Below are 24000 nucleotides of genomic sequence, written 5' to 3' on the forward strand. Positions count from 1 at the left end.
AATATATCGGCTGACAGGTCGTCATCGCAGGCAAGCCAGCTCCCACATTGGGTTGCGGTTAACCTTTAGAGTGGCGGCAACCGCCACTCAATCGGCGTCTCGCCATTCTGCTCAAGAAATTTATTGGTACGGCTGAAATGCCCGCAGCCCAGGAACCCGCGATACGCCGACAACGGTGACGGGTGCACCGACGTCAGTACCAGGTGCTTGGTCGCGTCCACCAGCTTCTGCTTGCTTTGCGCATGGGCGCCCCACAGCAGGAACACCAGGTGCGGCTGATGCTCACTGACCACCTCGATAATCCGATCCGTGAAGAACTGCCAGCCCTTGCCCGCATGGGCGTTGGCATTGGCGCGCTCAACGGTCATGGTGGTGTTGAGCATCAGCACGCCCTGATCCGCCCAGCTTTGCAGGCAGCCGTGGTTGGGAATATCGATGTTCAAGTCGCGCTTGAGTTCTTTGTAAATATTGACCAGCGAGGGCGGCGTCGGCACGCCCGGCTGCACCGAGAAGCACAACCCGTGGGCCTGACCGGGCCCGTGGTACGGGTCCTGGCCCAGAATCACCACTTTGACCTTGTCCAAAGGCGTTGAGTTGAGCGCATTGAAAATCAGCGGGCCTGGCGGGTAAATCTCTTTGCCAGCGGCGTGTTCCTGGCGCAGGAACTCGCGCAGTTGGGCCATGTAGGGCTGCTCGAACTCATCCCGCAGGGCGTGTTTCCAGCTGGGTTCGAGTTTGATACGGTCGCCTTCGGTCATGGTGTGTTCGTCGCGTAGAAAAAGAATGGGCGAACCCTAGGAAAGCAGGCCCCGCTTGTCAATTGATCTGACACACCACCGGCACTTTCCGTTGAACCGATCATACTGATCCTTCACTTTCTCGATTGAGGTCACGATGAACCTGCACTTCGAAGAGCTGACCGGCAGCGACGGTGCCCGCCTTGGCATCGCCAGCCTGGACGCTGAAAAATCGCTCAACGCGCTTTCCTTGCCGATGATCCTGGCCCTGACCGAACGTCTGGATGCGTGGGCCAAAGACCCGAATATTGTCTGCGTACTGCTGCGCGGCAACGGGCCAAAGGCCTTTTGCGCGGGCGGTGAAGTGCGCAGCCTGGCCCAGGCCTGCCGTGAACGGCCCGGCGTTGTGCCAGCACTGGCCGCCGATTTTTTTGCGGCCGAATACCGCCTCGACTATCGCCTGCACACCTACCCGAAACCGCTGATCTGCTGGGGCCACGGCTATGTGCTGGGCGGAGGCATGGGCCTGCTGCAGAGCGCAGCAATACGCATCGTCACCCCCAGCAGCCGTTTGGCGATGCCCGAAATCAGCATCGGCCTGTACCCGGATGTGGGCGCAAGCTGGTTCCTGTCACGCTTGCCCGGCAAGCGGGGATTATTCCTGGGCCTCACCGGCGCGCATATGAACGGCCGCGACGCAGTGGACCTGGGCCTGGCCGACCGTTTCCTGCGCGATGACCAGCAAGACGAACTGATCGAAGGCCTGCTGCAACTGAACTGGCAGGAACAGACCGCAATGCAGCTCAACAGCCTGCTCAAGGCACTGGCCCAGGAAGCCGTCAGCCAGCAACCGGAAGCGCAATGGCTGCCCCGTCGCGCACAGATTGATGAATGGTTGGATGTGGGCGATGTGCGCTGTGCCTGGCGCGCCTTGAACCTGTTGCGCGACCACGCCGACCCACTGTTCAGCCGTGCCGGCAAGACGCTGGCCGAAGGTTGCCCGCTGACGGCGCATCTGGTGTGGGAACAGGTCGAGCGCGCCCGGCACTTGTCATTGGCTGAGGTCTTCCAGATGGAATACACCATGAGCCTCAATTGCTGCCGTCACCCGGAATTTGCCGAAGGCGTACGCGCACGCTTGATCGACAAGGACCAGCAACCCCACTGGCATTGGCCCGATATCGACACGGTGCCGGAGGCTGTGGTGCAGGCGCACTTCACCAAGGTGTGGGAAGGCAGGCACCCTCTGGCAGACTTGTCCGACTACTGACAGGCAATCAATTCAGGCGCCCGACCGTAAATGCACAATTGTCCGGCTGGCTGTCCTGGCAAATGTAGACGTCTTGCTTGAGTGGATCGGTGGCGAGTTCCCAGTGCAGGGACTTGGTCAGCGACATCGTGCTGAGGGCCCCTGGCATGTCATACCGCAACGCCAGGCTTCGCCCGCTGCCCATCAGATAAACGCAGCGGTCCAGGTAGCCGTTCTCGCGATCCTGGCCCTTGCCGGGGGTGAAGAGCGCACCGATAAACCGATCCGCGAAGTCATGGGCGTCGACCTTCGGGCTTCGCCAATGAGACTGTTTATCCGACGCTTGAAAATAGCCGCTCACGTACTTGACCGATGACGGGTAGGGACAGCCCTGTTCCGCATTCGCTTGCGCGACGCCACCCACCCACAATAAGAACAAGCACACACGTTTGATCAAAGAGCATTCCATAGACCCACTGCCTCCTCAGAGACGCACAACGGCGTCCCCAGCAGTGGAATGCAGATCAAACGCTTGCGGTAGCTGTTAGAAATGACAGTGCCGACGAACGGTCTGCATAAAAAAGCGGCGCCTGGGGCGCCGCTTGAGGTCATGACCTGTCAACGATGGCCGCCACCGCCGCCGCGTCCACCGCCATGGCCCGACCCGCCATTGCCCCAACGATTGTTCCAGCCCTGGCCTGGATAAGGCCGGTAAGCGGGCCGTGGGTAATAACGCGGGGCCGGTTGGTAGTAGCGCGGCGCCGAATAGTAACGTGGCGGCGGCGCATAGTAGCTGCGCCCATATTGATAGTAAGCGGGGCCGCCGTAGTAATAGGCCGGTGCCGGCGCGGTGTAGACCTCGGAGCGATAGTAAGTAGCACCTCCATCGTAATAGGGCACACACGCAGAAAGGGTCAACCCGAGTAACGCAGTGAGCAGCAGTCGTCGATACATGGCGGCCTCCTGGACCGCTTGAGAGCACCTCCAGCGACGCTGGAGAGCGGCATTCGTCTTTCATTGAATGACGAAATATCTGACATCGAAATCCGAATCTGGTGCGTTTCAGACACAGGTTGTAACACCTGTTTCGGACGAGCTGAGCACCTCATCACCCGTGCGTAGAAAGGTGCAACTCGCTGACGGCCAGTGGAAAACCCGCCTCATCGGTGAGCCTGAAGGCCTTGCCGATACCGTCAACATCAGCTACTTCAGCGGCTGGCGCGGTAACCTGCGCAGCTTGCAATAGCGGGACGGCGCTGTATCGTGCTGAAAACTGCGCGATACAGCACGAACCCACATGACCACGCCAACCCTCTGCCCCGCCTGTGGTGCCCGTAACGACTGCGCGCTGGCTGACCCGCGCACCGCCGACCAGGCCTGCTGGTGCTACAGCGTCACCCTCGATCCGGCGGTGCTTCAAGCCTTGCCCGATGAACTGCGCAACACCGCCTGCCTGTGCCCGCGCTGTGCCCAAGTGGATGCGCAATTGCGTGAGGCGGCGATTGAGTAATGCGCGTTGATCGTTTCCTCAGCAACCTGCCGCGTTTCAATCGTCAGCAAGTGCGCGTGCTGCTGGTAGAGCGACGGGTGACCGTCGATGGCGTGGCGGTCAGCGATCCGCACCATGAGGTGCGTGAGTTCAGCCGCGTGTGTGTCGACAATGACGTGCTGCAAGCCGGCAAACCGGCGCGCTACTTCATGCTGCACAAACCTCAAGGCTGTGTGAGCGCTACCTCAGACCCGCAGCACAGGACGGTCCTCGACTTGCTCAATGAACCGGACAAAGGCGAGCTGCATATCGCCGGTCGTCTGGATTTCAATACCACCGGGCTGATGCTGATCACCAACGACGGCCAATGGTCACGGCGCCTGACGCAACCGCAGACCAAGCTGCCCAAGGTTTATCGCGTGGAAACCGAACAGGCCATCACGCCGGCGTACGCGATCACCTTCGCAGCCGGTGTGTATTTCGCGTTTGAAGACCTCACCACGCAGCCCGCCGAGCTGGCCCTGCTGGGGCCGACGACTGCGCGGCTGAGCATCATTGAAGGCCGCTATCACCAGGTCAAGCGCATGTTCGGGCACTTTGATAACAAGGTCATCGGCCTGCACCGTGAGCGGATGGGGCCATTGGCGCTGGATGACTCGCTGGCGCCGGGCGAATATCGGGCACTGACTGAAAACGAAATCCTCGCGGTCTGATGACCGTTCGGCCGGTGCTGGCAATAAACCAGCTGGTCGCCTTGCGACCTGGCGTCTGTGCTGCTTGAATCAAACCGTCAGCCAAATCATGACTGGCGAGTCGCCTTATAACCTCCAAGAAACACCTTGCCCCGCCCGCGCGTGATCTACGGGCCTCTCAGGCAAACAGCCCGCCCTGACAACAGCCGTCGGCCAGCCGTCATCGGACCGACATGGGCGCTCCTCTTCCAGGCGTATGCCTACCTGTCATAAAGCTCGTGCAGAGTGATCTGCGCGCCCTACCCGCTTGCCAGGAGTATTACGACATGAGGCCAGAAATCGCTGTGTTGGATATACAGGGTCAGTATCGGGTTTACACGGAGTTCTATCGCGCGGATGCTGCTGAAAAGACCATCATCCTGGTCAACGGCTCGATGGCCACCACGGCGTCCTTCGCCCAAACCGTGAAAAGCCTGTACCCGCAGTTCAACGTGGTTTTGTACGACCAGCCCTACGCTGGCCGCTCAAAAATCCACAACCGCCATGAGCAGATGCTGACGAAAGAAGTCGAAGGCCAGATTCTGCTGGAACTCATCGACCACTTCGCCGCCGAGCACGTGCTGTCATTTTCCTGGGGCGGCGCTGCCACCCTGGTCGCCCTCGCTGCACGCCCGCGCCGCGTGGAAAAGGCCGTGATCAGTTCGTTTTCCCCGGTGATCAATGCACCGATGCGCGATTACCTTGAACGCGGTGTGGACTACCTCGGCAACCTTGACCGCGACCGCGTCGGCCACCTGGTCAACAACACTATCGGCAAACACCTGCCGTCGCTGTTCAAGCGCTTCAACTACAAGCACGTCAGCAGCCTGGCCGAGCACGAATACGGGCAGATGCACTTTCACATCAGCCACGTGCTCAACAGCGACCGCCTGTGCTACCTCAAGGCAGCGCGGCAAATCGACATCCCAGTGCTGTTTTTGAATGGCGAATGGGACGAGTACACCAGTGCCGAAGACGCCAAGCTGTTTGGCCAGCATGTGGCCAAGAGCAGCTTCAGCACTATTCAGGCGACCGGGCATTTTCTGGATATGGAGCACAAAGCGGCGTGTCGGGACAGCCGAGACGCGGTGGTGGGCTTTTTGAAACCGCAGCGACAGGTCAGTCGCTTGCGCTACCACCAGGGCCAGACGCAGCATGCCTTTGCGATTTGAAATGACAGAACTGAAACGCCCGCTTGCGCGGGAGCCGGGCTTGCCCGCGATGCAGGTACCTGTGTGTCAGTCACACAGGCGATGTATCGCAGGCAAGCCAGCTTCCAACTGAGCTTGAGCGACGCAACCCACACATTTTTCGAAGAAAAACTTCAAATCCCGATGAACATCTGGTACAAAGTCAGCCGCTCTGAGCGGGTATAGTTTAATGGTAGAACAGTAGCTTCCCAAGCTTCCGACGAGGGTTCGATTCCCTCTACCCGCTCCACTCACATTTCGCGCCTACGTCGGTTACGACGCAGATGCCAAAAAAACCGGTCCCTGTGACCGGTTTTTTTATGGGCGCAATTTGTACATTCGTCACTTGCCGCGCGCAAACCTGTACAAATCAATATTTTTGTACAAGTATAAATACCAAGCGTTGGCGCTTCGCCGCGCGTGATCCCGGAGCCCGGCAATGACACGTCTACTGATTTCATTGTTGCTGGCGTTGATTTTGAGCAGTTGCGGCAACGTCGAGGTCGCCCACTACGCCGATCAGAAACCGCAATTGGACCTGGAGCGTTTCTTCAGCAAGCCCGTCAAGGCCTGGGGGATTTTCCAGAAGCGTTCGGGCGAAGTGGCCAAGCGCTTTGAGGTCAATATCGCCAGCCGCCGCGAGGGCAACGCCCTGATTCTCGACGAGCGCTTTCTGTACAGCGATGGCACGCGTCAGCAGCGCGTCTGGACACTGACCCCGGATGGTCCGGGACGCTGGCGCGGTCGGGCGGGTGACGTGGTCGGCGAAGCGATCGGCGAAGTTGCGGGCAATGCACTGCGTTGGCGCTACCGACTCAACCTGCCGGTGGACGGTTCGGTCCACGAGGTGAGTTTTGATGACTGGATGTACTTGATGGACGAGGACACGCTGATCAACCGCTCCAGCATGACCAAGTTCGGCGTCGAATGGGGCCAGGTCACACTGCTCTTTCGTCGCCAATGAAACAACCCACCGTGAGGGTGAACCATGAACCTGAAAATGCTCACTGAATTGGCCGAGAAAGGCGAGATACGGGAGTTGGAGCTGCTGTCGCTGGAGGGTGGCTTCTACATCGCGCGGGTCAGGTTGGATCATGTCGAAATGACGCTGGTGGACGATGACGCCAAGCCCATGCGCATCGGCTCGACCACGCACTTGCGCGACCTGTTGCAGCGGGTTCCGCCGTTCCCGTGTGTGCTGGTGCAGCACAGCGTGCACGATGAAATGTGCGGTGTGCGCGAAGGGCCGATCGGCGCATTGCGCATACCGTTTACGCTGGCCTCGCCCCTTTAACCAGGGAATGTGCGGTTAAACCTCATCGCGCATTCCTCGCTGTACCACCCACGCCAACGGCAAGGTCAACAGCAAAATCCCCGCCAGTACCATCACCGCCACCGGCACACCGAGCGCATCGCCGACCCCGCCGAGCACCACCGGCGCCAGCGCTCCGCCGCCAATGGTGCCGGTGTAGAACACCGCAAAAGCCTGTTCGCGCCTGCCTGCGCTCGCCAGGTCCGGGACGGCGCCGTAGAGCACAGAAGACGTGCCATTCAGCGCCAAACCCAGCAGCGGCAACATCACCATCAAGCCACTCAGCGGCAGGTACACGGCCGTGACGATCAACAGCGCGGTGCTGGTTTCGGTCAACCAGACGGTTTTCATCATGCCAATGCGAGCCCCCAGGTAGCCGCAAAGCAATTTGCCAAACGCACCGCCAATGAACAGCATCGTCAGCGCCAGCCCAATGCCCGCCGTGCCTGCGCCTTTGGCTTGCAGCAGAAACGGCAGGAACGTGAGAAAGCCCATGCGCACGGCGCTGTCGAGCGTACCGGTGAGGATCAGCGCACGCAGGCCTGCCACCGAGCCCGTGCCACTCGGTGGCCGGGCTTTTTTTATCGCACCGGACTCGCGAACTTCAGCCGGCACCAGCCACCAGAGCATCCCCGCTGCCGCCAGACCGAGCAGCCCCAGCAGTGTGGCGCTGGCGCGCCAGCTGACGACGGTCAGCAGCAGGCCCACCACCCCAGGAATCAGGGTTTTGCCGATATCGCCGCTGAAGTTGTACTGGGACAGCGCCTGCTTGACGCCACCACCGTCCTCATAAGCGTCGGTGATCATCGAGGAGGCCAATGGGTGTTGGGTGCTGGCCCCCAAACCGCCCAGCAGCAACGCCAACAGCAACAGGCTCAGCCCGGTGGCTTGCCCCACCACTAGGTAAGCGACACCCGCAAGCGCAGTGCCACCTACCAGCAACGGTAAACGGCCCCAGCGTCGGGCGGCGCGGCTGGCCATCAGTTGGAACACGGCCATCATTCCGGAATAGGCGCCACGCAACAGGCCGATCTGGGCGTAGGACAAGGCGAACTGCGCCTGCCAGATCGGCAGCAACACGTAGATAACGTCCGTGAGGCCATCGTGTACGGCGTGAGCGCTGCAACCGGCGATCAGCGCGCGGCGCCGGCTGGAGGTTTCGCGAACAGGCACGGCAACAGTGTCATTCATGGTGTCGGCACCCGCTCAGGTTTGAGTGGCTTCCAGCCCGTCAGGGCGATCAGCAGCGTCAGCAGTTGAAAACCGATAATCAGCGCCACACAGCCGGCCCAGCCCCAGCGCTCCCAGATCAATGCCGGGACGATGGCACCGCAACTGCCGCCCAGGTAATAGCACGTCAGGTAAACCCCCACGGCGCCAGACTTGCTCTCACCGGCGGTGGCACTGATGAACGCATTGGCGGCGGCCTGGGCCAGGAACACGCCGGTGGAACTGAGCGCCAGACCCACCACAATGCACCACAGCGACGGCGCCAGGGTCAGCGCCGAACCACCGACACCGAGCGCGGCGGCGACCGCCAGCAGTTCGGCGTGAGGCCTGGCTTTGCTGAGGCGCCCGGCGATGGGAATCACGATCAACGCCAGCAGAAACACCATGTAAAGCGTGCCCAGCGCCGCAGGCCCCAAGTTGAACGGTGGCAGGCCAAGGTGCAAACCTGCGTAAGTAAATGCCGCAACCTGGGAGAACAACACGCAAAAACCTACGCCGTACGCCGCCAGCAAAGGTCGGCTAAAAACACCTGAAGCAACCGTTCCAGGCCGTTCGCCGCGCTGCCGATTGGCGGGCAACAGGAACTGAATAAACCCGCCGACCATCAAGCTCAACACCGCCAGCAGTTCGAACGCTTCGCGCCAGCCGACGTATTGCGTCATCACACCGGTGACGAAACGCCCGGCGAACCCGCCCAGAACCGTGCCCGCCACGTACAGGCTGGTGACCTCGGTCACCGTCGCGCCACGCCAACGGTCGCCGATGTAAGCCACGCTGGTGGCAAACACCACCGGGATCACCATACCCTGCACAAACCGCCACACCAGCACTTCGGCAAAACTGCCGGCGTAGGCGGTCATCAGCGCAGGGGCGGCCAGCAGCAGCGCGGCCACGGCGATGACCGTGCGCTGTTCGAAGCGCCCGGTCAGCCGGCTGACAAAAGGCGCGGTGATTGCCACCGCCAGGGTGGTGACCGTGATGCTCCAGCCCGCTTCCTTGGCGCTGATATGAAACTGCGTGGCAAAGGTCGCGAGGATGCTTTGGGTGGCGTAAAGGTTGAGAAACGCAGCGCAGCCACACAGGAACAGGGCTAGACGGGCACAATGCAGGCGCGGTTTCATGAAACCTCTCGTTTTATTTTGTAACGCCTTTATAGAATGGCCGTCGGGTTTTAAACCAATACCGATTTCGAACCGATCAATACCCAAGGATCAGGATGCTCGACCTACGCAAGCTGCGTTACTTTCTGACGGTCGCCGAAGAATTGCACTTCGGCCGCGCGGCACTGCGCCTGCACCTGGCCCAGCCGCCGCTGACTCGGCAGATTTCAGCGCTGGAGACAGAGCTGGGGTTCAAGCTGTTTGATCGCACCAGCCGCACGGTGTCTCTCACCGCCCAGGGGCGTTCGTTCTTGCCCTACGCGCGTGGCGTGTTGGAGCAGGTTGAATTGGCACAGGTCATCGCCGGCAAACTGGCAGCGGGCACCGCAGGCCAATTGGCACTCGGGTATGTCAGCTCGATCGCTTTGTCGGACCTGTTCAGCCAAGCGATCCAGGCCTTCGCCCAGCGCTTGCCCGATGTGCAGTTCACCTTGGTGGAGTGCGCCTCTGGCAGCCTCGGCGCGCAGGTGGCTGACGGCCGGCTGGATATCGGATTGAGTCGGCTTTTGCCGCACACAGCAGACGTTCACGCGTTGTCGTTGGGCGAAGAGCGGCTGGTGGCCGCGGTGTCCAGCGACAGTCCGCTGGCCAAGCTGGCGCAGGTCAGCTTGACGCAACTCAGTGCGTATCCGCTGATTCTGTTCCCGGCCGACTACGGGTCGGGTCTGAACCAATCCATCGAGCACCTTTACCGCCGCCACGCCCAGCCTTTGCGCGCGGGGCCAACCGGGCGGCAGATCACCTCGATCATTGCCTTGGTGGCCGCCGCACAAGGCGTGGCGTTGGTACCCGCCTGTACCCAAAGCCTGATGAACAAGGGTGTGACGTATCGGCCGCTGGTGGAGGCGGATGCGTGCGCGCAATTGTTGGTGTTGACGCCCGCGCAAAGGAAAAATGTATTGGCTGATGCATTCCTCGCCATCCTTGCGCAGGTGTTACACAGCCGGTAATGCCTTGGACAAAACCGCAAACCTCTTTCCAACACCCCACCAGGGCGCTCATTCAACACCGACCGAAACCCGCTCATCAGCCGTCGTGAGCCGGCAGGTTTGTCTCTCGGTAACGGGTATTTCCATTGCCCCGACGGGCGCTACTGGAACGGCGAGCCCCTTGAGGAATTTGATCGCAAGAAACGCGGTTTCCTGACAGGCAGATGGCATTACAGTAGCGTCCTGGCTTTTAACACCCGTCCTTCGAGGAGCCCGCTCATGCCGTACGAATACACGCTCATGCCCTCCCCCGTCGGCCAGCTCACCCTGGTGGCCCGCGACGGCAAGCTCACCGCGATCCTGTGGGAACAGGAACGCGCCAACCGCGTACGGCTGGGCGAGTTGCGCGAGGCCAACGACAGCCCGGTGCTGTTGGAAACCGCGCGCCAGCTACGCGAGTATTTCGCCGGCGCACGCAGCCAGTTCGAGCTGGAACTGGACTTCAACGGCACGCCTTTTCAACAACAGGTCTGGCGGGCGCTGCTGACCATCCCGTTCGGCGAAACCCGCAGCTACAGCCAGATCGCCGAGCAAATTGGCAACCCCAAGGCCGTGCGCGCGGTGGGTGCCGCCAACGGGCGTAACCCCATCTCGATCGTTGCGCCCTGCCATCGGGTCATAGGCGCCTCGGGTGGGCTGACCGGGTTCGCCGGAGGGCTTGGCGCCAAACACTATTTGCTCGCGCTGGAGGGTGCAGGCCAGGCAGAACTGGGCTTCTGAGGCGAACCGCGACAAAAACGTACAACTTTGCTCACCGACGCTTTTGTAAAAAGAAATTTCAAAGAACCGCTGCGGTCCATAATTTCATCACCCACCCATTAAGGAAAAACGGTCATGAAATTCTCCGCAGTCTCTCAATCCTTGTCCCGCTGGGCAGGCAGCGCCCGGACGTTCTATGCGGCCGTCGCGTTGATATTCCTGTGGAGCCTGAGCGGACCCTATTTCCACTACAACGACACCTGGCAGTTGATCATCAACACCTCGACCACCATCATCACCTTCCTGATGGTCTTCCTGATCCAGAACACACAAAACCGCGACAACGACATCCTGCATATCAAGATCGACGAACTGCTGCGCGTCTCCAAGGATGCCCAGAACGCCGTGTTGAGCCTGGATGGCCTGGACCGCAAAGAACTGGAACAACTGCGCAAGCAATACCGCAGCATCGGCGACACCGGCACGGTCAGCTTGAGCACCAGTTGTGGTGAAAGGGTCGACGATGCGCACCCCAACAAAACCGATCTGAATCAAGCCTAAAAAAAACGGCGGTTGGAAATCATCCAACCGCCGTTTCTCACTTTCAGGTGAGGCAATCAACCGTCGCCTTGATGACCTTTACCGTAAGTCGAGGCCAGGGCACGGGCTTTTTGCAGACGCTCTTCAAGCTTGGGCAGCGTCTCGTCCACCAGTGCTTTTATCTCTGGCACATCCGACGCCGCGCCTTCTTTCTTGAACAGGGCGATGGCGTCTTCGTTTTCCTTGACCTGCTGCGCGGTGTAGGCCGCGTCAAAGGAGTCGCCGTCCTTGAGTTCAGGCATCAGGGTTTCGGCCTTGTCGACGATCTTCTCGCGCGGGGCCACGGGCAAGTCGAGCTTCTTGGCGATGGCCGCCAAATGCTGGTTGGCCAGGGTGCGTTCGTTGATGACCTCGATGGTGTAGTCCTTGATTTCCTGGGACGACGTCCTGGCGTGGGCCATGCGACTGGTTTCGATATCGGCCATCCCTTTGGCCGAAGCCTGCTCGATAAATTCAGCAGGCGACTGGGCGAAAGCATTGCTGGCGCCGAGGCCCAGCAGCATCGCGAAACTGGCGGTGCGTAACCGGATAGCCATGCGGCTCATGATGGGTTCCTCCAGGGCAAAAATAGGTGCGGGGAAATACGCCCCGCCCTGAATTCGAATTTTCAGGGCGGCAAAGGTTTAGAAAAAACTCGCCAGTGCGACGAACGGTCGTCGTCGCCTCAAGCCGGTTTGCTGCCGAACAGGCCCGGCAACGCGTGCGCCAGGGCGTTAATGGCGAAGCCGATAAACATCACGCCGCACAGGCGGGTGATGAGGATTTCATGCCGCTGGTACACCGTGCGCACACGCTGGGCGCCCACCACGCCGATCAGAATCGCGTAAGCCAGCAGGCCGCCGATGAAACTCAACAAGATCAACGACGGCAGCATTGCCCATGTCAGCAACTCGGCACGGCTGGACAGCAGCGCGGTAAAGGTTGCAACCGCCACCGGGTAGGCCTTGGGGTTGGTCAAGCCGAACAGGATGCCGTGCCAGAACGGATGGCGCGCCGCGCCCTGAGGCGCATCGCTGCTGCGGCGCTGGGTGCGAATCGCCCGCCAGCCAAGCCAGAACAAGTACACACCGCTGAGCACGCCCAGCACATCAAAGGCGCTGCTGCCCACTTCCCGCGCGCCCACAATGGCGACCAGCGCCGTACTGCACCACACCACATCACCCAGCAAGTGCCCGCACAGAAAACCCGCCCCGGCGCGACGGCCACGAGACGCGCCGATCCCAAATACCGCCAGGACGCCCGGCCCAGGCGTAATCCCATAGATAAAACCCGAAGCAAGAACGGCGAGCAGCAAGGAGGGGGTCATGGACGCGACTCTGACAGGCGATTGAAAGGTGCAGCGATTCTGCACGTTCTGGCGCTACGGGTAAAACTGCATGCCTGCATAAGGCTTGGCGCGGCAGGCCTGAAGGCGCGAAGCCAGGTCGCCGACATGCGCCTCGAGCTTGTGCCCATCCGGGTCGAGAAAGTAGAACGAGGCCCCTTCGCTGCGGTTGTCGCGCCACTCATGCACCTTGGCGTCTCGCAAGCGCGCCACCAGCGCGGCGACCTCATCGGCGGCGGCAGTGAACGCGTAATGGGTGTAATCCACCGCAGGTGTGGTTGAACGCGAAGGATCGAGCGACAGGCACAGCCACAAACCGGGCAATGAGAGGTAGGCGCCCTGGTCCCAGGTGGCGTCGAGCTTAAGCTGCAGCAGCTCATGGTAGAAGCTGACGCTGCGGTTCAAGTCGGTAACGGCAAGGGTCAGGTGGTTGAAGCCTGAGAGCATGAGTGTTTATTCCTGTGATCGATAGCCTTAGGACAACACACCTTGCACCTGCCCAATCAGCCACTGCAACCCCGAATCGCCGCCCCGCCGTGCATGCCACGCCAGTTCGACGGCGAACGAGGGAATATGAAACGGTGGCGGCACGGCCAGCAGATGCTGTTGATCGATGTTGAGCAAGCCCCTGGATGACACCGTCAGAATCAGGTCGGTGCCCTGAATCAGCTGCGGCGCCACGCCCCAATGCGGCAGGCTGATTGCTACATGGCGCCGTTCACGAATCGCCGTTAACGCCCGCTCGATTTCCGGGGTTCCGCTGCCGCGCATTTCCAACAGCACGTGCGGGCGCGACAAATAGGTGGGCAGGTCAAGCACGCCACTGGGCGGCAGGCTGTTGCGGTCGACCAGGCAGGTGTAATGCTCCTCAAACAAAGGCGTGGTGCGCAGTTCGGCGGGCATATCGGGGAATACCCCGGCGGCCAGGTCGATGTCGCCGTTGAGCACGGCGTCTACCATGCCTTCACGGCTGGCCTGGACGATTTGCAGGTCGATGCCAGGGGCTTCACGGCGCAGAACGCGGACCAGCTCCGGCAGGAAAATCGCCGCGCTGTAGTCCGACATCGCCAGGCGAAACCTGCGCTTGGCCGACGCCGGGTCAAACCGGTTCGGTGCCAGCAGTGCTTGCACCTGGGCCAGGGCTTCAGCCAAAGGTGTCGCCAACTCCAGGGCTCGCGCGGTCGGCACCAATGTTCCGCCCTGGCGCACCAGCAAGGGATCACCCAGCAGATCCCGTAAACGCGCCAGAGCGTGGCTGACTGCCGGCTGGCTCAGGTGCAAACGCTCGGCGGCGCGGGTGACGTGTTGCTCACTGAGCAAGGCCTCCAGGATCACCAGCAGGTTGAGGTCGACGCGACGCAGATCATTCATCGGCTGCATGCCCAGCATAAGAATTTGGAATTTAAATTTGCGCGACGAATAGCCTAGAGTCCAGCAAAACCTCTGGGAGATTCGAAATGACGACGTTGCATTGGCTGGGTTTGCTGGCGCTGGCGGTGATCGCCGGGGCGGTGGTGCCGTTTCAAAGCGCAATCAACGCCAACCTCGGGCGCGGGCTCGGTCACCCGTTGTGGGCCACGCTGGCGTCATTGTTGGTGAGTATTATCGTGCTGCTGCCGGTCATTCTGGCGCTGCGTCTACCCCTGCCGAGCCTGGCCTTTATCACTAAAGCGCCGGTGTGGATGTGGGCCGGGGGTGCATTTGGCGTGTGCTTTATTTCCCTGGCGCTGATGCTGTTGCCCAAGCTCGGCGCGTCGGGGTTCATTGCCTTGGCCATGGCCGGACAGATTCTCGCCTCACTGGTGCTCGATCACTTCGGGCTGTTCGGCCTGGTGGAGCGCCAACTGACAACGCCCCGTGTGCTGGGGGCGCTGTTGTTGATTGGCGGCGTGGTGTTGATTCAGTTCAGCAGCACGCCTGCCCGAGCATTGGCAGCGACAGGCTGATCAGGCCTTGTCGAGCGTGCGCAGCTTGTGTGGCAAGCCCCACAGCAACAAAGCCGCGGCCAGCAGGGCGCACACGCCAATCACATACAGCGCCGGGGTGGTGCTGCCGGTGAGGTCCTTGATCCGCCCCACCATCACCGGGCTGACAATGCCGCCGAACTGACCGAGGGTGTTGATCACCGCGATGCCGCCAGCCGCACCGGCTCCCGCGCCGGCCAGCAGTTTGGGCGGCAAGGTCCAGAAGGTCGGGATCGAGGCGATGATGCCCGCCCCCAGCATGCCCAGGGCGATGATCAGGAACGTGGTGTGGTCGGCAAAAATCCCGGCGCTGAAAAAGCCAATCGCCCCCAACACCACCAGGCCGCCGACAAACTTGCGCCGCTCGCCGGTGGCGTCCGACAGCCGCCCGATCACCACCATGCTGATCGCGCCGCACACATAGGGAATCGCGGTGAGCAGGCCGATCATCACCGGGCTCTGGGTGCCGGCGCTGCGGATCAATTGTGGCGCCCAGAAGTTGAGCCCGTAGGACGCGACCTGGATCAGGAAGTAGATAAAACCGAGCATCAAAAAGCCTGGAATGCGGATCGCCGACAGCAATGAACCACCGTGGGTGTTGGGCTCATGCTTGGCAATTCGGCTGGACAGCAAGGCCTTTTCCGCTGGCGTCAGCCACTGCGCGTCTTCGATACGGTCTTTGAGCAGCGTCAGCACCAGGAAGCCCAGGCCGATGCAGGGCAAGCCGCCAAGCAGAAACAACCAGTGCCAGCCGCGCAGTTGCAGCACGCCGTCGAGATGCTCCAACACCAGGCCGGAGAACGGCGCGCCAACCAAGCCCGCGAAGGCCGAAGCCAGAAACAGCAGCGAGGTGATGCGTCCACGAAAGTGCTGTGGAAACCACAACGTCAGGTAATACAGCACGCCCGGTGCGAAGCCAGCTTCCATGGCGCCAATGATGAAACGCAGGCCGTAGAACTGCCATTCGGCGGTGACAAACACCATGGCCGCCGTGGCCAGGCCCCAGGACATCATGATCCGCGCGATCCAGCGCCGTGCGCCGACCTTGTACAGCATCATGTTGCTCGGCACTTCGAAAATCACATAGCCGACCACAAACAGCCCGGCGCCGAGGCCGTAAGCGGTGTCGCTCAGGCTCAGGTCGGTTTGCAGTTGGAACTTGGCGAAGCTGATGTTGATGCGGTCAAAAAACGCGAACAGGTAGCACACCATGATCAGCGGCATCACGCGCCAGGCGACCTTGCTGACCAGGGCTTTTTCGGCATCGATCTCAGCGGCCGGGCGCGCGCCGGCCTCTAACGTATTAGTGCTCATGCTTTCTCTCCAGCGGGCAGCTCAACGGCGCCCGATTGTTTTTGTTGTCTGGTGCGGTGTTACAGGGTGGCGATGTAATCGGGTGGCGGATGCAGGTCGCCATTGCGCCCGGCCTTGGCGACCTGGCCGGGCAGCTCATGGCCAAGCAGCGCCGGCAGTTGGCGGGACATGTGCAACAGGTGCGGCAGGTCGATACCGGTGTGAATCCCGACCTCGTCGCACAGGTTGACCAGGTCTTCGGTGCAGATATTGCCCGACGCCCCCGGCGCGAACGGGCAGCCGCCAAGGCCGCCCAAGGCCGCATCAAATCGGCGCGCGCCGGCCTCGTAAGCCGCCAGCACATTGCACAAGCCCAGGCCGCGGGTGTTGTGAAAATGCAGGGTCAGATCGCTGGCTGGCACATACTGCAATACACGTTTGACCAGGCGCGCAACTTGGCGCGGATTGGCCATGCCGGTGGTGTCGGCCAGGGTGATGCCCTGGATGCCCAACTCGCGATAGGCATCGACGATATGCAGCACGCGGTCTTCATCCACCTTGCCTTCGAACGGGCAGCCGAAGGTGGTGGCGATGCTGCCGTTGAGGCGCACCGGGTAGTCGGCGGCAAAGCTGACGATGTCTTTAAAAGCCGCCAACGAGGCCTCGCAATGCATGCGCATATTCGCCAGGTTGTGGGTCTGGCTGGCGGACATCACCAGGTTCAACTCATCGGCGCGGGACTCGATGGCGCGCTGGGCACCCTTGAGGTTAGGGATCAGCGCCACATAGATCACACCGGGTTTGCGCACGATGCCCTGGAACACTTGCTCGCCATCGCGCAATGCCGGAATGGCCTTGGGCGAGACGAATGAACCAGCCTCGATTCGCGAAAACCCGGCCAGCGACAGCTGGTTGATCAACGCGATCTTGTCGGCGGTTTCAACCCAGGTCGGTTCGATTTGCAGGCCATCGCGCGGGGACACTTCCTGCACGATCAGCGGGTCAGAATAATCGGTGATCATTGCACCACTCCCGAGGTTTTCAGGCGTTGGATATCGGTATCGGTCAGGCCGAGGCTGCCGAGGATGTCGTCGGTGTGCTGGCCCAGGCTCGGGCCTTGCCAGTTCACCGCGCCGGGGGTTTCGGACAGCTTGGGCACGATGCCGGGCATTTTCACCGACACGCCGCCAGGCAGTTCGGCATTGAGCAGCATGTCGCGCGCCTGGTAATGCGGGTCGCTGACGATATCAGCCACCGAGTAGATGCGCCCGGCCGGCACTTCGGCGGTTTCCAGGGCAGCAAGCACTTGGTCGATGGGCAGGCTGCTGGTCCAGTGCGTGATCGCCGCATCCAGCAAACCACTTTTCGCCGCGCGGCCATCGTTGTGGGCAAACTCCGGCGCGTCGGCCAGGTCGGCCCGGCCGATGGTGGTCATCAAACGCTTGTAGATCGGGTCACTGTTACCGGCGATCACCACATAGGCACCGTCGGCGGTCAGGTAGGTATTGGACGGCGCGATGCCGGGCAAGGCGCCACCGCTGCGCTCACGCACGTGGCCGAGCATGTCGTATTCAGGCACCAGACTTTCCATCAGGTTGAACACGCTTTCGGCCAGCGACACATCGACAATCTGCCCGTCGCCCTGGCCGGTCTTGACCCGCAGCAGCGACATCAGCGCGCCGATCACGCCGTGCAATGACGCAAGGGAATCGCCCAGGCTCACGCCCACCCGCGCCGGTGGCGAATCCGGGTTGCCGGTGGTGTAGCGAATGCCGCCCATGGCCTCGCCGATGGCACCGAAGCCTGGACGGTCGCGATACGGGCCGGTCTGGCCGTAGCCGGAGATGCGCACCAGGGTCAGCTTGGGGTTGAGGGCGTGCAACACGTCCCAGCCCAGGCCGAGTTTTTCCAGGCCGCCGGGGCGCAGGTTTTCGATCAGCACGTCGGCGTCGCCGAGCAATTGCTTGATCAAACCCAAGCCTTCCGCTGACTTGAGGTCCAACGCCAGGGACTTCTTGTTGCGCGATTGCAGGTACCACCACAGCGAAGTGCCTTCGTGCAGCTTTCGCCATTTACGAAGCGGATCGCCCTGGCCCAGGGCTTCGATCTTGATCACCTCGGCGCCAAACTCGGCCATCAGCCGGGCGGCGAACGGCGCGGCAATCAGGGTGCCGATCTCAATCACCTTGATACCGCTCAATGGAGCCGTCATGGGGTGTGCCTCTTATTCTTGGAATGTGTGGCCAAGGCTAGAGGACAGCCGTAGGAGAAATCCAACCGTCAGTTGGCAAGCAGCGTTCGTGGATGGCGAACGGTTACGCCCTGTCGGCGCCATTCAGATCGCTATCGCGGCAAGCCCGGCGCCCACAGATGAGCGGGTTTCCATGTGGGAGCCGGGCTTGCCCGCGATGAGGCCCACGGCGCTGGTTTACTTCAGCGACGTGCGCAGATAGTCAAACAATAACCGGCTCACCGGCGACAGCTGTGCTTGATCACGTATCACCACAATTAAGCTGCGATCCGACCAGGCATCCGTGAGCGGCACGGCGTGCAATCCCAACGCGCGGCCGAACAGCTCGTAAGCTTTTTGCGGCAGGATACCGATGCCCATGTTCGCCTGAACCATCCGGCACATCGCATCAAACCCTGGCACGTGGATGCGCAGGCGCAGCATCTTGCCGGCCTCGCGCGCGGCCGCGTGGGTGCGCATATTGATGGAGCTGGCGGCATGCAGGCCAACGTAATCACTGTCGAGTGTTTCGGCGAACGCCAGGGTCTCGCGTGCAGCCAACGGATGCGCCGCCGGCATCAGCACCACCAGTTTGTCGTGGCGGTAGGTCACGCTGGGCAGGCCTTTGGTGTCAGTGTCACTGGAACAGATCCCAAGGTCGGCCACGCCGTCCAGCACGCCCTGTACCACGCCATTGCTGGGGCGTTCTTCCAGGTCGGTTTTCACCTCGGGGTGCAGCGCAGAAAAGTCCCGCAAGTCTTCCGGAAGAAACTGAATGATCGCCGACAGATTGGCCAGCATGCGCACATAACCGCGCACGCCATGGCTGTGCTCGCCCAGTTCCAGGCCCATTTTTTCGACGTTGAACAGCATCTGCCGCGCATGGTGCAACAGGGTTTCGCCCGCCGCCGTCAGGTCCATGCCCTTGGCCCGGCGCACAAACAGGCTGACGCCCAGCACCTGTTCCAGCTCCATCAGCCGCTTGCTCGCGGCCGATACCGCTATGGCTTCACGGGCCGCCGCGCGAGTCAATGTGCCCTCTTCAAACACCGCAACGAACAGCTGCAAGGTGATCAGATCCAGGCGACGCACCAGGCTCTTGTGCAACATCAGTGACGCTCGGCAGCCAGGCGATTGATCTCGCCCTGCTCCACCACCGCGTGCGGCGCGCCATGGCGCACGGCCGCCAACATGGCCTGGCCGACGGTCTCGGTGCTCACTACCCAGGCGGGCTTGACCCGGCGCACAAACGTGAGCAGCGGCCCGAGCACGGAATAAAAGGATTGGTACAACGGCGTTTTCGAACGCACGCCATGCAGCGGCTGGATCACCCCCGGCCGAAACAGGTACACCGCCTTGAACGGCAAGCGCAGCAAGGCGTTTTCGGTCTTGCCCTTGACCCGCGCCCACATCGACTTGCCCGTTTCGGAGCTGTCGGTGCCGGCACCGGACACGTAGATAAAGGTCATCTGCGGATTGAGCCGCGCCAGGGTACTGGCGGCGACCAACGTCAGGTCATAGGTGAGGTGGGTGTACTTGGTTTCATTCATGCCCGCCGACGAAACGCCGAGGCAGAAGAAACACGCATCAAAGCCCTGCAGCAAGTTTTCCAGCGGCTGGAAATCCAGCATGTCGCTGTGCAGCACCTGATGCAGCTTGCCATGTTCCTGGGTCAAGGGCGTGCGGCCAACGGCGACGATTTCCTGCACATCTGCGGCCAGCAGGCACTCGCGCAGCACGCCTTGGCCGACCATGCCGGTGGCGCCGAATAACAGAACTCTCATGGGGGGACCTCAGCGGCAAGCCGCAAGCTTCGTGCTCAAGTTGAATGCAGTTGAGCCTGTAGCTTATCGCTTGCCGCGTGCGACCGCCCTCTTTAGAACGCGCTGCGGAAAATCTCCTCGATCTGGCGCTGATCGGCGCGCCGCGGGTTGGTCAGCCCACAGGCGTCCTTCAACGCATTGGTGGCCAGCAGCGGAATGTCTTGCAGCTTGGCCCCCAGCTCGCGCAAGCCGGCCGGGATCTCAACCTCCTGGGCCAACGCACGGATGGCAGCGATCGCGGCCTGGGCGCCTTCTTCCGGCGTGATCCCCTTGATGTCGGCGCCCAGGGCGCGCGCCACGTCGCTCAAACGCTTGGCGCAGACGCTGGCGTTGAAGCTTTGCACATGGGGCAGCAACACCGCGTTGCACACGCCATGGGGCAGGTCGTAAAGGCCGCCAAGTTGATGGGCCATGGCGTGCACAAACCCCAGGGACGCATTGTTGAACGCCATCCCGGCTAGGAATTGCGCGTAAGCCATGTTTTCCCGCGCGACCTTGTCGCTGCCGTCGCGTACCGCCAGGCGCAGGTTGGCGCTGATCAGCTCGATTGCCTTGATCGCGCAGGCGTCGGTGATCGGTGTGGCGGCGGTCGACACGTAGGCCTCGATGGCGTGGGTCAACGCGTCCATGCCGGTGGCGGCGGTCAGGCCCTTGGGCATGCCGACCATCAGCGTCGGGTCGTTGACCGACAGCAGCGGCGTCACGTTGCGGTCGACGATGGCCATTTTCACGTGGCGGGTTTCGTCGGTGATGATGCAAAAACGCGTCATCTCACTGGCAGTACCGGCGGTGGTGTTGATGGCCACCAGCGGCAGTTGCGGCTTGCTGGATTGATCGACGCCTTCGTAGTCGCCGATATGCCCGCCATTGGTGGCGCACAAGGCAATGCCCTTGGCGCAGTCATGGGGCGAACCGCCGCCCAGGGACACCACAAAATCGCAGTGGCTGTGCTGCAACAGCGCCAGGCCTTTCTCGACGTTTTCCACATTCGGGTTGGGCTTGGCGCCGTCGTAGATCACCGAGTCGATGTCCTGCATCGCCAGCTTCTCGGCGATCATGCTGGCCACGCCCGCTTTGGCCAGGCCCGCGTCGGTGACGATCAGCGCTTTGCGAAAGCCGTAATTGCGGATGGCAGTCATGGCTTCGTCGAGGCAGTCGGTGCCCATGATGTTGACGGCGGGAATGAAGAAGGTGCTGCTCATGGCGAATCCTCAGAGGCGTTATGCCTACAGGATCAACCTGAGTGGGCCGTGGCATCTTGATCAGGATCAACGCCGGCTCGTGATAAAGTCACCACCCAGCCGATTTCGAGTAGACCCGCCGCAATGAAGGATTTCCAGGATATTGACGCCCACCTTGAAGACTGGAGCGCGCTGCGCAGCGCTGTCGACTTCAGTGGGATTCTGATCGGCAACGGCGCGAGCCGCGTGATTTGGGAAGACTTTGCCTACGACTCGCTGTTTGAAAACGCCCGCACCGTCGAAGAAAAACCCCTCAGCCAATCCGAGCTGAGTGTGTTCGACGCCCTGCAAACCCGCAGCTTCGAGCAAGCGCTGGGCGCACTGAAAACCACCAGCCGGGTCAACAAGGCGCTGGCGGTCAGCTCGGCGGCGCCGCGTAATCGCTACTACGCGATCAAGGAAGCGCTGATCAATACCATCCACGCCGTGCACATTCCGTGGCGCCTGGTGCAGCCGTCCACGCTGGCGACGATCAACGCGGAACTGGCCAACTACGCCACCGTCTTCACCACCAACTACGACCTGCTCAACTACTGGGCGATCCTGCACACGCCAGGCATCGATGACCTGTTTCGCAGCGCCGACTCAAGCTTCGACCTGCGCAACACCCGCACCGATGCCACGCGCATTCTGTACCTGCACGGCGGCCTGCACCTGGTGCGCAACCTCGATGGTACGGCGCGCAAATTGCCGTCCACCGACAGCACGTTGCTCAGCAGTTTTGCGATCAACAACACGATCAAGACCCTGGACGACGTGCCGCTGCTTGTCAGCGAAGGCAAGGTGGAAGAGAAGCTCAAGACCATCCGCAGTTCGGACTACTTGTCGTTCTGTTATGAGCAGTTGCTGACCCATACGGGCGCGCTGTGCATTTTCGGCCACGACCTGGGGCCGCAGGATAAGCACCTGGTGGACGCGCTTTGCCAGGCGAGGATCACGACCCTGGCGATTTCGGTGTCGGGGCGCAGCGACGGGTTTATCCGCCAGCAGAAGCGCCGGTATTCGGAGCTGTTTGAGGGCAGCGGAGTGGAGTTGAAGTTTTTTGCGGCGCGCACGCATCCGCTGGGTAATTCGGCATTGTCAGTGCCGGTCGAGCGCTGATCCCCCGCCCGCATTTTGACTGAGTGCATCGGTTACCTAGAGACAAATGACAATAGTTCTCGATATCATTCGCGACTTTTCTACGTCGTGCTTCGTCAAGAAGGATATCCATGTCTCGTCCCAAGCCCGACCCGTTGTCGGCCGATGCCTTTCGCGGGTTTTATGCAGACATTCTGTATTTCCTGCGCAAACGCACGGACAACGCCAGCGACGCGGCGGACATGACCCAGGATGTCTTCACCCAATGGCTGGACTACCGCGACCGCGCCAAGGTCGAGCAGCCACGGGCGTTTCTGTTCCAGATGGCGCGCAATCTGCTGCGCGATCACTGGCGTAAACAGAAGGTACGGCAGACCGTCCACTCAGACCCGGCCGCAAGGGACGCCGAGCCGGTCACCGATGAGCAAAACGACCCCATGGCCGCCGCGCAACGCTTGCAACGCCTGGAACAGTTGAAAGAAGTCCTCGCCGAGCTCTCGCCCCGCAGGCGAGAAGCCCTTATGCTGCACCGCTTCGAAGGCCTGAGCCAGGCGCAGATCGCCGAGCGCATGGGCATTTCGACCAGCATGGTGGAAAAGCACATCGCCTTGGCCCTGCTGCATTGCAAGCGACGCCTTCAACACGAACCCGGCACGGAGCAGCCAGAATGAACCGCCTGAGCGACCTTGACGCGCTGGACATCGAAGCGAGCGACTCCATCGATGCCCAAGCCGCCAGCTGGTTTGCCCGCAACCGCAGTGACATGGGCCGCGCCGACCGCAGGGCCTTTGCGGCCTGGCAGGCCGAACCCGCCCATGCGCGTGCCTATGCCGAGTTCGAACAACTGTGGGCCGACCTCGCCCAGTTGCAGCAATTGAACAAACCGGTGCCGCTGCCCAAGCGCAAGCCGTCGGCCTGGCGCCCTGCCCTGGCGGCGGCGGCCGCGCTGGTGTGCGCCGTGCTGGCCACACCTATCGGTGCACCGCGCGAGCTTTATCACAGCCAGGTTGCCGCTCATGCCAAAGGCATGCGCACCCTGAACCTGCCCGATGGCAGCACCCTCTACGTGAATGCCAACACACGCCTGCGCGTGGATTTCAGCGCCCACCAACGCATCCTTCACCTGGACAAGGGCCAGCTCTACATCGAAGTCGCCGCCGACAAGGAACGGCCGCTGTACGTGCAAGCCGGCGAGGCGAATGTACGGGTAGTTGGCACCGGTTTTGATGTGCGGCGCAGCCAGCAGCAGCTGGTGGTGAGCGTCGCCCATGGCCAGGTGGCGTTCGAGCCCGACCGCAAAAGCCCGGTGAGCGTGCTCGGCGCTCAACAACGCGCCATCTACAGTTACGCCAAGGGCACAGTGCAACAACAAACCCTGAACGCTGAAGAAGTGGCGGACTGGCGCAGCGGGCACCTGTCGTTTCGCAACCGCGACCTGGCCAGCCTGATCGACGAGCTGAGCCTCTATCGGCCGCAGGCACCCTTGCAGGTCAGCAAATCAGTGGCGCAACTGAAAGTCTCGGGCAATCTGGATGTGAATGACCCGGACGCCCTGCTCAACGCACTGCCTGCCCTGCTGCCGGTGAAAACCGTGGCCTCGGCCGATGGTGTGGTGAGAATCGAACCCATCAAGTAAGACCGGCACCGCCACACTTGAGA

Annotated in this window: 28 protein-coding genes and 1 tRNA gene; 14 read left to right on the forward strand and 15 right to left on the reverse strand. The window is 61.6% G+C overall.

What is annotated here, in order from left to right; translation table 11 throughout:
• Positions 1 to 65 precede the first annotated feature (65 nt).
• Entirely contained in the window at positions 66 to 758 is a 693-nt protein-coding gene (gene ung / locus AC19YS_RS10865; protein ID WP_106577028.1) for a uracil-DNA glycosylase, read from the reverse strand.
• A gap of 136 nt (positions 759 to 894) precedes the next feature.
• Between ung and dspII the strand changes: the two genes are divergently transcribed.
• The gene (dspII, locus tag AC19YS_RS10870) at positions 895 to 2007 is read left to right on the forward strand and encodes an enoyl-CoA hydratase/isomerase DspII (protein WP_500601682.1); all 1113 of its coding nucleotides are present in this window, start codon (positions 895 to 897) and stop codon (positions 2005 to 2007) included.
• A 7-nt stretch (positions 2008 to 2014) separates the two neighbouring features.
• Here the strand turns inward: dspII and AC19YS_RS10875 are convergent, their stop codons facing one another.
• Together AC19YS_RS10875 and AC19YS_RS10880 are read right to left on the reverse strand one after the other, a co-directional pair.
• Complete coding sequence (locus AC19YS_RS10875) at positions 2015 to 2443, reverse strand: DUF3757 domain-containing protein (RefSeq protein WP_119740768.1); 429 nt, start codon at positions 2441 to 2443, stop codon at positions 2015 to 2017.
• Positions 2444 to 2604: 161 nt separating this feature from the next.
• Positions 2605 to 2940, reverse strand: coding sequence for a hypothetical protein (locus tag AC19YS_RS10880; RefSeq protein WP_169368459.1), 336 nt, complete (start codon positions 2938 to 2940; stop codon positions 2605 to 2607).
• 343 nt (positions 2941 to 3283) lie between these two features.
• On the opposite strand from AC19YS_RS10880, the gene AC19YS_RS10885 reads away from it, so the two are divergent.
• The 6 genes from AC19YS_RS10885 (at position 3284) to AC19YS_RS10910 (ending at position 6690) form a co-directional block, all read left to right on the forward strand.
• Positions 3284 to 3496: a cysteine-rich CWC family protein gene (locus AC19YS_RS10885; RefSeq protein ID WP_119738934.1), complete on the forward strand. Its 213-nt coding sequence runs from the start codon at positions 3284 to 3286 to the stop codon at positions 3494 to 3496.
• Positions 3496 to 4188, forward strand: a complete 693-nt coding sequence (locus AC19YS_RS10890) for a 16S rRNA pseudouridine(516) synthase (protein ID WP_106577032.1) — start codon at positions 3496 to 3498, stop codon at positions 4186 to 4188. Before AC19YS_RS10885 ends, AC19YS_RS10890 begins: the two co-directional genes overlap by 1 nt.
• Positions 4189 to 4493: 305 nt before the next feature.
• Positions 4494 to 5378, forward strand: coding sequence for an alpha/beta fold hydrolase (locus tag AC19YS_RS10895; RefSeq protein WP_448201719.1), 885 nt, complete (start codon positions 4494 to 4496; stop codon positions 5376 to 5378).
• 194 nt (positions 5379 to 5572) lie between these two features.
• Positions 5573 to 5646 (forward strand) — tRNA-Gly (locus AC19YS_RS10900).
• 189 nt (positions 5647 to 5835) lie between these two features.
• Positions 5836 to 6360, forward strand: a complete 525-nt coding sequence (locus AC19YS_RS10905) for a DUF3833 domain-containing protein (protein ID WP_500601683.1) — start codon at positions 5836 to 5838, stop codon at positions 6358 to 6360.
• A gap of 24 nt (positions 6361 to 6384) precedes the next feature.
• The gene (locus tag AC19YS_RS10910; RefSeq protein ID WP_200623599.1) at positions 6385 to 6690 is read left to right on the forward strand and encodes a DUF6482 family protein; all 306 of its coding nucleotides are present in this window, start codon (positions 6385 to 6387) and stop codon (positions 6688 to 6690) included.
• 15 nt (positions 6691 to 6705) lie between these two features.
• On the opposite strand, the gene AC19YS_RS10915 is transcribed toward AC19YS_RS10910, so the two are convergent.
• Positions 6706 to 7899, reverse strand: coding sequence for an MFS transporter (locus AC19YS_RS10915; RefSeq protein ID WP_500601684.1), 1194 nt, complete (start codon positions 7897 to 7899; stop codon positions 6706 to 6708).
• The gene (locus AC19YS_RS10920; RefSeq protein ID WP_500601686.1) at positions 7896 to 9059 is read right to left on the reverse strand and encodes an MFS transporter; all 1164 of its coding nucleotides are present in this window, start codon (positions 9057 to 9059) and stop codon (positions 7896 to 7898) included. Before AC19YS_RS10920 ends, AC19YS_RS10915 begins: the two co-directional genes overlap by 4 nt.
• 95 nt (positions 9060 to 9154) lie before the next feature.
• Between AC19YS_RS10920 and AC19YS_RS10925 the strand changes: the two genes are divergently transcribed.
• The 3 genes from AC19YS_RS10925 (at position 9155) to AC19YS_RS10935 (ending at position 11347) form a co-directional block, all read left to right on the forward strand.
• Positions 9155 to 10048 (forward strand): LysR family transcriptional regulator, encoded by an 894-nt coding sequence (locus AC19YS_RS10925; RefSeq protein ID WP_500601687.1) that lies wholly within the window; start codon positions 9155 to 9157, stop codon positions 10046 to 10048.
• A 258-nt stretch (positions 10049 to 10306) separates the two neighbouring features.
• On the forward strand, positions 10307 to 10807 hold the full coding sequence (locus AC19YS_RS10930; RefSeq protein WP_169368454.1) for a methylated-DNA--[protein]-cysteine S-methyltransferase: 501 nt from the start codon (positions 10307 to 10309) through the stop codon (positions 10805 to 10807).
• Positions 10808 to 10921: 114 nt separating this feature from the next.
• Entirely contained in the window at positions 10922 to 11347 is a 426-nt protein-coding gene (locus tag AC19YS_RS10935; protein WP_106577040.1) for a low affinity iron permease family protein, read from the forward strand.
• A gap of 56 nt (positions 11348 to 11403) precedes the next feature.
• Here AC19YS_RS10935 and AC19YS_RS10940 read toward each other — a convergent pair whose 3' ends face one another.
• The 4 genes from AC19YS_RS10940 to AC19YS_RS10955 form a co-directional block, all read right to left on the reverse strand.
• Positions 11404 to 11931: a DUF4142 domain-containing protein gene (locus AC19YS_RS10940; RefSeq protein WP_106577041.1), complete on the reverse strand. Its 528-nt coding sequence runs from the start codon at positions 11929 to 11931 to the stop codon at positions 11404 to 11406.
• Between the two features lie 119 nt (positions 11932 to 12050).
• Positions 12051 to 12692: a LysE family translocator gene (locus AC19YS_RS10945; RefSeq protein WP_106577042.1), complete on the reverse strand. Its 642-nt coding sequence runs from the start codon at positions 12690 to 12692 to the stop codon at positions 12051 to 12053.
• Positions 12693 to 12746: 54 nt separating this feature from the next.
• Positions 12747 to 13157, reverse strand: coding sequence for a fosfomycin resistance glutathione transferase (gene fos, locus AC19YS_RS10950; protein WP_500601688.1), 411 nt, complete (start codon positions 13155 to 13157; stop codon positions 12747 to 12749).
• Between the two features lie 27 nt (positions 13158 to 13184).
• The gene (locus AC19YS_RS10955) at positions 13185 to 14090 is read right to left on the reverse strand and encodes a LysR family transcriptional regulator (protein ID WP_434223058.1); all 906 of its coding nucleotides are present in this window, start codon (positions 14088 to 14090) and stop codon (positions 13185 to 13187) included.
• Positions 14091 to 14167: 77 nt separating this feature from the next.
• Between AC19YS_RS10955 and AC19YS_RS10960 the strand changes: the two genes are divergently transcribed.
• Positions 14168 to 14656 (forward strand): DMT family transporter, encoded by a 489-nt coding sequence (locus tag AC19YS_RS10960; protein WP_124416669.1) that lies wholly within the window; start codon positions 14168 to 14170, stop codon positions 14654 to 14656.
• On the opposite strand, the gene AC19YS_RS10965 is transcribed toward AC19YS_RS10960, so the two are convergent.
• From AC19YS_RS10965 to yiaY, 6 genes are all read right to left on the reverse strand, one after another.
• Positions 14657 to 15988: an MFS transporter gene (locus AC19YS_RS10965; RefSeq protein ID WP_500601689.1), complete on the reverse strand. Its 1332-nt coding sequence runs from the start codon at positions 15986 to 15988 to the stop codon at positions 14657 to 14659. It lies immediately after the preceding gene.
• Positions 15989 to 16047: 59 nt separating this feature from the next.
• Positions 16048 to 16989, reverse strand: coding sequence for a hydroxymethylglutaryl-CoA lyase (locus tag AC19YS_RS10970; protein ID WP_200623589.1), 942 nt, complete (start codon positions 16987 to 16989; stop codon positions 16048 to 16050).
• On the reverse strand, positions 16986 to 18179 hold the full coding sequence (locus AC19YS_RS10975; RefSeq protein ID WP_106577048.1) for a CaiB/BaiF CoA transferase family protein: 1194 nt from the start codon (positions 18177 to 18179) through the stop codon (positions 16986 to 16988). Before AC19YS_RS10975 ends, AC19YS_RS10970 begins: the two co-directional genes overlap by 4 nt.
• Positions 18180 to 18395: 216 nt before the next feature.
• On the reverse strand, positions 18396 to 19307 hold the full coding sequence (locus tag AC19YS_RS10980; RefSeq protein ID WP_119738910.1) for a LysR family transcriptional regulator: 912 nt from the start codon (positions 19305 to 19307) through the stop codon (positions 18396 to 18398).
• Complete coding sequence (locus tag AC19YS_RS10985) at positions 19307 to 19981, reverse strand: NAD(P)H-binding protein (protein WP_200623588.1); 675 nt, start codon at positions 19979 to 19981, stop codon at positions 19307 to 19309. The genes AC19YS_RS10980 and AC19YS_RS10985 overlap by 1 nt, the downstream gene beginning before the upstream one ends.
• Before the next feature lie 92 nt (positions 19982 to 20073).
• Positions 20074 to 21222 carry an L-threonine dehydrogenase gene (gene yiaY / locus AC19YS_RS10990; RefSeq protein ID WP_106577051.1) on the reverse strand — a complete coding sequence of 383 codons (1149 nt, stop codon included), beginning with the start codon at positions 21220 to 21222 and terminating at the stop codon, positions 20074 to 20076.
• Positions 21223 to 21345: 123 nt separating this feature from the next.
• Here yiaY and AC19YS_RS10995 point away from each other — a divergent pair, with 123 nt between their 5' ends.
• The 3 genes from AC19YS_RS10995 (at position 21346) to AC19YS_RS11005 (ending at position 23977) form a co-directional block, all read left to right on the forward strand.
• Positions 21346 to 22362 carry a DUF4917 family protein gene (locus AC19YS_RS10995; RefSeq protein ID WP_500601690.1) on the forward strand — a complete coding sequence of 339 codons (1017 nt, stop codon included), beginning with the start codon at positions 21346 to 21348 and terminating at the stop codon, positions 22360 to 22362.
• Between the two features lie 110 nt (positions 22363 to 22472).
• Entirely contained in the window at positions 22473 to 23012 is a 540-nt protein-coding gene (locus tag AC19YS_RS11000; RefSeq protein ID WP_106577053.1) for an RNA polymerase sigma factor, read from the forward strand.
• Complete coding sequence (locus AC19YS_RS11005; RefSeq protein WP_214246626.1) at positions 23009 to 23977, forward strand: FecR family protein; 969 nt, start codon at positions 23009 to 23011, stop codon at positions 23975 to 23977. Before AC19YS_RS11000 ends, AC19YS_RS11005 begins: the two co-directional genes overlap by 4 nt.
• Positions 23978 to 24000 lie beyond the last annotated feature (23 nt).

This window comes from Pseudomonas sp. MF08831, from assembly GCF_059862645.1.